This window comes from Syntrophorhabdaceae bacterium (assembly GCA_028713955.1).
Lineage (GTDB): Bacteria > Desulfobacterota > Syntrophorhabdia > Syntrophorhabdales > Syntrophorhabdaceae > UBA5609.
Map to the genome: position 1 here is coordinate 1 of JAQTNJ010000156.1, position 7278 is coordinate 7278.

Sequence of the window (7278 nt, forward strand, 5' to 3'; positions counted from 1 at the left end):
CGGGTATACAGACCGCACCCGTAAGATAACCTTCAAAGAGGTATCGAAAGCGATCAACGCCATGACCGGAAGAGGTGACACCCTTCCCTATCTCGATACCGAGAAAAAAGACAACGACAGAGAATCTACTGCGAGGGCCTCCGTACAATCTGCAAAAAAGGTGGAAACCGACAAAAAACATGTTGAATACGTTGCCCACGATTTCCGCGATGATCAGGACGTAGAGGACCGGAGCGTAGCCTTCTCAAGACCTTTTTTGATCACACTCATCGTGATCTTTTCTCTGTTCTTCGGTGGTCTTGGTTACCATCTCCTTACACCTTCGAAACCACTTGAAACAGTGGTTATTCTCAAACGGGAAGCCAACTCCCAGAGTCCGGAAAACAGGTCTCAATCACCGGAAAACCTCCCAAAACCAGAAGGTTCAACAGACAAACCCGATTCATCACCACAGCAGGCCGAAACGACAAAAAAAGAGATCACAGAACCTAAGACAGAAACAAAAGAGGTGAAACCTGAGAGATACGCCATCGTCAATAAGGATGCGGCAAATGTAAGGAATGCACCCTACCTTCAGTCCCAGCGGATCGGCATGATCTTCCGTGGAGAATCACTCGACATCATCGAAGAGAGAACCGACGGAACCGGAACAAAGTGGTATAAAATACTCCTCTATGGAAATCGGGAAGGCTGGATCTCCAGCACTGTCGTGGTAGTATCATCAAGGGCAGTCGATAGTCGATAGTGAATAGCCGTCAGCCAACAGCACACAGCCGTCAGCAAAAACTAAAAAGAGCAGGCGGTATTCAGTAAGCACGAAACCCTAATATCGAAATCCTAAACAAATTCAAATGTTCAAAATTAAAAACGCATTTGTAGTATACCTGTTTTGAACATTAGATATTTGAATTTTGATTGTTTAGGATTTCGAAATTCGAATTTAGGATTTGCCATGAGCTATCAGCTATGAGCTGCTTTTCTCTCTATATACGATATACGAAATACGATATACGGATTTTCTATGAGCTATGAGCGCAGTATTCTCTTATCCCCTACCCTGATCGTCAGTTTTATCTCATCAAGATATTCAAGGAGAGGGATCATATATTTCCTGGAAAGATCAAGGCTGGATTTGAAATCGGAGGGCGTCATCTCTTTCTTTTGTGTCAGGTAGGCAATAACCATCCTTTTCAGATCTTCAATAACGTCGCGGTGAAAATACATATCCCCTTTTATCTTGATCACCTTACCATCGAAAACAAGGCCTTCAAGGATATCTTTGAGGTGCCGTTCATCTTTTTTAACCTCTGCGGAAAATTCTTTAAGTCCCGGCGGGGTATAGCCGTATTGATATAATCTCTTCAACGCTATCTCTTTAAAGTGTTCAATCCCTTCGTCCCGGGTGGTTCTCATACCTTTTGCAATGACCTTATCTTTTTCCGTTACAACAACCCCTTCCTGTATACACTCTTCGAGGGCTGCCAGAAACACCTGGGGCTCTACCTGCGGGAGCCTCATCCTCAGCTCTTCCCTCGATATGCCGACCTTCAGAGGGTTTTTTGCATAATAATCACTGATCAGCCCGAGCAAGGCCTTTTTATATTCTGTAAATTTCTCAGAATGGACAATGATCTTGCCTATGGTCCGCACCTTTTCTCTTTCATGCAGAGTTTGTATGATGTAATCTGTCTTCTTTTCTTCTTTGCCAAGCAGTATGGAGAGCAGCTCCTTTTTTAAACCACCATACCCTGCCTTTAAGAGATGGTATTCGGCCTTATCGGTATCACTTCCGTGCGTAAGAAGGGCATAAATGCCGCTCAGACCTTCTGCCTGTCTTTTGTGTCTACCGGGCAGAATATCGAGGACCTTCCCACCCCCGATAGTCTGTATCGTATAAGAGCCTCTCAGGATATAACCATCTCCGGGCAACATGACGATGGGGTGCGAAAATACGAATTGTACATAGCATTCCTCACCCGGCTCTATAACATCGATGTCAAGAAGCACAAGCCGCGCCTCCTCCTGCGTTGTTGCTACATGGAATCTCAGGATGCTGTTGTTTTTTATCGGTTTGAGGGGCAATGGAAGATATTTCAATGTGGCATCAATCCTCTGCGAAAGGCACAGCGTACCGGGTTTCCCTATTATTACACCCCTTTCAATATCATGTTTTTCTATGCCCTGGATATTCAAAGCGACCCTCTGGCCTGCGATTGCTTCACCGACATCCTCATGATACGCCTGGATATTTCGTACCCGTGCCAGTTTCCCAAGCGGATATATCTCGATCTCATCACCCACCTTTAAGAGACCGGAGATGCATGTCCCTGTAACGATCGTGCCGAACCCTTTCAGGGTAAAAACCCTGTCAACGGGCAACCGGAATATCCCTTCCTTCGATCTCTCGTCAATCTCCCTGGCAGCATTTTCAATCAGGTCTCTTAAGAGCGGAACGTTTTCGCCTGTGACGGATGAAACGGGTATAATCGGCGATCCCTCGAGAGACCTCCCGGCAAGGAAGTCATTAATATCCTCCCTGACAAGCTCTACCATATCATCATCGACGAGGTCTGTTTTCGTAATTGCGACAATACCCCTTTTTAATCCAAGAAGCTCGCAGATATCCAGATGCTCCCTCGTCTGGGGCATGACGCCTTCATCCGCAGCGACAACAAGCAGGACCATATCAATACCCCATGCCCCGGCGACCATGTGCCTCACAAATTTTTCGTGACCGGGCACATCAACGATACCCACAAGGAGATCTTCTCCAAACCTGTAATGGGCAAAACCGAGCTCGGTTGTGATGCCCCGCTCTTTTTCCTCTTTGAGACGGTCGCAGTCAATACCGGTGATGGCCTTTACGAGCCTCGTCTTCCCGTGGTCTATATGTCCCGCTGTGCCGATAACGATCTGTTTCATGACAGTCCCTAACTATACAATATTTTACGCGGCTACTCAATGAAGTTCAGGAACCCGCGGCCTGCAAGGCCGTATATCGTAGTTCGTATATCGTATATCGTAAAAAATCTCAGAGGGTTCTCTTGCAGTTCACTATATACGATATACTATATACTGCTCTTAGCTCTCCGCTGCATTATATCCATTGACTTGCGGTATACTTTATGTTTTAAAAAACACATGGATAAAATTCCAACCGTTTACAGCAGGGATTTTCTTACTAACTATCCCACTGTGGATTGTGAATGTCCCGACCGGGTGGACAGGATATATTCTCATATCAAAAATATCGCCGATTTCATAGAACCTGAATTGTGCGATGTATCCGACCTCATGCTCTGTCATAGCGAACAGCTTATCAGCTTGGTGCAAAAGGATCCCATCGTCTATCACACAGCCTGTAAATCCGCCGGAGGAGCCGTAAAGGCAGCCGAGCTTGCGCTGCAAGGGCCATCATTTGCCCTCATCAGGCCTCCGGGGCATCATGCGGGACACGATTTCAACGGCGGCTTCTGTTTCTTCAATAACATCGCGATAGCAGTCAAAAGGCTCATTGCAAGGGGACTCATCAGAAACGCCCTCATCGTCGACATAGACCTCCACTACGGCAACGGGACATATGACATCGTACGCGGGGACAGTAACATTACATTCGTCAACATCGACTCTGCTTCAAGAGAAGATTTTTTCAACGACGTCGATGCAGCTTTAAAGAACGCATCATCCTTCGATATACTCTGCTGCTCAGCAGGGTTTGACACCTATATCCGGGATTGGGGCGGGCTCCTTTTCACCGACGATTACAGGAAAGCAGCCCACATGCTCGCATCATCAAATCCGCGTTTCCTTACAATCCTTGAAGGCGGCTACTACATCCCCGACCTCGGCATCAATGTCCACGCATACCTGCAGGGCCTGCTGGAAGCTTGTTCATAGTCTCTGTCATAGCGTTTATCCTCGGCATTTATATAGAAGCTCTCTATGCCTTTTCCCTAAAACCGATCGTTATCCTTTTGCCGGTCTTTATATTCTTGGCCGGCATCCTGTTAAAGAAAAAATACCACGCAGCCCTTCTGTTTATCGTTATCTCTTTTATGCTTATCGGCGCGTTGAGGATCGGGATGGTCAGCATGTATCATCAACCCGTCGATATCGGCGACGATCAGGCGATATATGAAGGATTAGTCGTTGAGGCATCGCCCGGTATCAAGATCGTCAGGATCTTACAACCCACCGCGCCGGCGCGGATAATGGCAGTCTACAGGACAACGGAAAATATCGGCATCAACGACAGGGTGAGGGTTTGGGGACGCCTGAAAGAGCTCACCCTTACATACAACAATCCTCACGTCACATCGTGGAAATGGTTAAAAAGGCTCGAGGGCACATCTTACGAAATACGGGGAATCACTGCTTCCGTGACAAAAGGAAATAATTATATCGAAGCCTGGAGAAACAGGCTCAGAGAGAAGATAGACAATTCACGTTCAAAGTATACGGGTATCATCAAGGCGCTGACCATCGGAGACACAACCGGTGCTGACGAAGATACAAAAACCCTGTTTCTCAGAACCGGCACATCTCATATACTTGCGATATCCGGCGCACATATAGGTATCGTTACGGCCTTTTTCTTTTTTCTCGCGAGGATATTCTTCAGAATATCACCTGTTCTTAGATACAGAGGCGATGACACGAGATTCGCCGCTCTGCTCTCCATCCCCTTCGCATTCATATTCATGGTCACAGCAGGTTCGAGCATACCGACAATACGGGCTGTAATTATGATAACGGTCTATATGCTGTCCCTTTACTTTGAACGCGGCAGGAGCATTCTTAACACCATAGCCCTCAGCGCCCTCATCATACTGCTTATCTACCCGCATTCCATCTTCATGCCCACGTTCCAACTCACCTTTGCGAGTGTGCTCTTCATTATACTCTTCACCGCAAAACTCTACCCAAAGATCACATTGGAAAACAGGATGATAAAATGGTTTCTCTCCTCAATACTGATTACCATCTCTGCGATGCTCGGGACACTCCCTGTCGTGATCTACCATTTTTACGGGATCAACCCGCTTTCGTTTATCCATAACCTGATCTCGGTCCCCCTGATGTGCGTGCTGGCATTGCCGCTCAGCCTTGCCGGCATCCTGCTGCCATTCGGCGAATACCTTTTACGGCTTTCGGGCGAGATACTCAGTTTCAATATATGGATCCTGCAGCACCTCGATTTCGGCTACATCTATCCGATAGTCCGCCCCAACCTTTTTGAAACAGTCCTTTATTTCACACTCATCCTTTCTCTCCTGTTTATCAAAAGAAGATACGTAAAGATTATGCTGATCGGTCTTCTCCTGCCGCTCACGGCAATATACTCCATGTTCGTATATGACCAGCGGTTCCGGAACAGGCATCTCTGTTTCAATGTTATTGATGTCGGACTGGGGGAAAGCATCCTCATTGAGGCGCCGGAAGGCGTGAGGATACTCGTGGACGGGGGCGGCTCCTACAAAGGCGAATATGATACAGGCAGATCGATCCTTACGCCTATCCTCCTTGCCAGAAAGATCAGGACCATTGACTACGTCATCAACACCCACCCGCACGGGGACCATGTCGGCGGTCTCTTCTATATCATAAAGAATTTTAACGTACGGTACTTCGTCACCGGCAAGTATTTTATTAATGAAGAAAGGTTCCTCGACATCATGAACGTTGCAAGGACAAAGGGCATACCTGTCGAGCGATGGGAGGCGGGCGATCATTTCACATTTAACGGTATTCATGTCGATGTCCTCAACCCCGACCGCGCAACTACCATTGAAAATCCCAATAACGCGTCCCTCGTCCTGGGGATCCTTTACGGAAAAACAAGTTTTCTTCTCACCGGCGACATCGAATCAGAGGTGGAACACAAACTGATGCTGTCAGGCCTCATTTCAAAAACCGACGTTCTTAAGGTGCCGCACCACGGCAGCAAATATTCCAGCAGCGACTACTTTCTCCACGCCGTCAAGCCGAATCTGGCGCTGTTGAGCGTGGGGAGCGGCATCAAAGGGCTGCGCGGAGAGGAGGCCCTGGAACGGTACAAAAGATTGTCGATCCCCCTGTTGCGGACCGACGTGAACGGACTCATCAGGGTATGCTCCGACGGGGAGAATATCTACTGCAATACAACTCTGAAGTCAAACAGCCGTTATTGATATAGAAAATCCGTATATCGTATTTCGTATATCGTATATCGAAAGTATAAAAATCCTTCAGCGAAAAAATTCCAATGATCTCTTTTGCAGTTCACTATATACAATATACTATATACTATCGACTGCTCCAATCATATGCTCATAAAGGACGCCGTATCGCACCCCCTTTGCGCTGACGACGCATTCGTCGACACGATAGAAGGACATCATCTCCCGCAGAAGAACGGTCCCCTGCACAATGATGTCCTCCCTTCCCTTCTCCATGCCCTTTACCGCTCTCCTCTCTGCGACGTTCATCTTTTGCAGCGTATCGACGGCGCTGCATATTGCCTCGTACCGTATGCAAAAACCATGGACCCTGTCTTTATCAAAATATTCACATTCACTGATAATGCTCGCAAGCGTCGTAACCGTTCCACCGGTCCCGACAAAAACATCTGAACAACCAATGAACCGCCTGTCGAGAAGCTGCCTTATATATGCCGTCATAGCCTTCATTTCGCTCCCGACGGGCGGATCATTCCTGATGAACATCTCCGTCAACTTCACGGAGCCTGCAGGCAGTGACATAAAATCCTGAAAGGCTTCCCGGCTTCCTGCAATGATCTCCGTACTGCCCCCGCCGATGTCAACGATCATAAACCGTTCCCTGTCAATGATCCTGTCATTTTTTACCGAAAGATACGTATAGTACGCCTCATCGCGCTCGCTTATGATACGGACCGGAATTCCGAGACGATTCTCGATGAGGTCTGAAAATTCATTGCCGTTTTCGGCTTCCCTTAATGCGCTTGTACCGACACATGATACATATTCCACTCCGTGGGCTGTCATCATATCGGCATACCCCCGAAGGACTTTCAATCCCCTGTCCATGGCGCCTTTCGATATATAGCCTGTCTCCTTCAAACCCTCTCCCAGCCTGACCGTAGTGGAGATGTCGGCAATCTCCCGGATAGTTTCCCCTGTATCAACGATCAAGAGCAAGATCGTGTTCGTTCCGACATCAATGGAGGCACATTTCATTTGACAACCTCACAGGAAACTACTTATGATAGCTTGCATGTATGCTATCTCACTTTTTAATATCAGCGGGCTTCTGGCATTT

The 7278-nt window shown here is 47.4% G+C and carries 5 protein-coding genes; 3 read left to right on the forward strand and 2 right to left on the reverse strand.

Features of this window, described 5'->3' with window-relative positions; all coding sequences use genetic code 11:
• Window positions 1-745 (forward strand): SH3 domain-containing protein (locus tag PHU49_12110; protein MDD5244751.1); only part of this gene is annotated, 745 nt, incomplete at its 5' end.
• Between the two features lie 281 nt (window positions 746-1026).
• Here the strand turns inward: PHU49_12110 and selB are convergent.
• On the reverse strand, window positions 1027-2922 hold the full coding sequence (selB, locus tag PHU49_12115) for a selenocysteine-specific translation elongation factor (GenBank protein MDD5244752.1): 1896 nt from the start codon (window positions 2920-2922) through the stop codon (window positions 1027-1029).
• 219 nt (window positions 2923-3141) lie between these two features.
• Between selB and PHU49_12120 the strand changes: the two genes are divergently transcribed.
• Window positions 3142-3897: a hypothetical protein gene (locus PHU49_12120; protein MDD5244753.1), complete on the forward strand. Its 756-nt coding sequence runs from the start codon at window positions 3142-3144 to the stop codon at window positions 3895-3897.
• Window positions 3888-6170 (forward strand): DNA internalization-related competence protein ComEC/Rec2, encoded by a 2283-nt coding sequence (locus tag PHU49_12125; GenBank protein ID MDD5244754.1) that lies wholly within the window; start codon window positions 3888-3890, stop codon window positions 6168-6170. The genes PHU49_12120 and PHU49_12125 overlap by 10 nt, the downstream gene beginning before the upstream one ends.
• Before the next feature lie 108 nt (window positions 6171-6278).
• Here the strand turns inward: PHU49_12125 and PHU49_12130 are convergent, their stop codons facing one another.
• Window positions 6279-7196 carry a Ppx/GppA phosphatase family protein gene (locus PHU49_12130; GenBank protein ID MDD5244755.1) on the reverse strand — a complete coding sequence of 306 codons (918 nt, stop codon included), beginning with the start codon at window positions 7194-7196 and terminating at the stop codon, window positions 6279-6281.
• Window positions 7197-7278 lie beyond the last annotated feature (82 nt).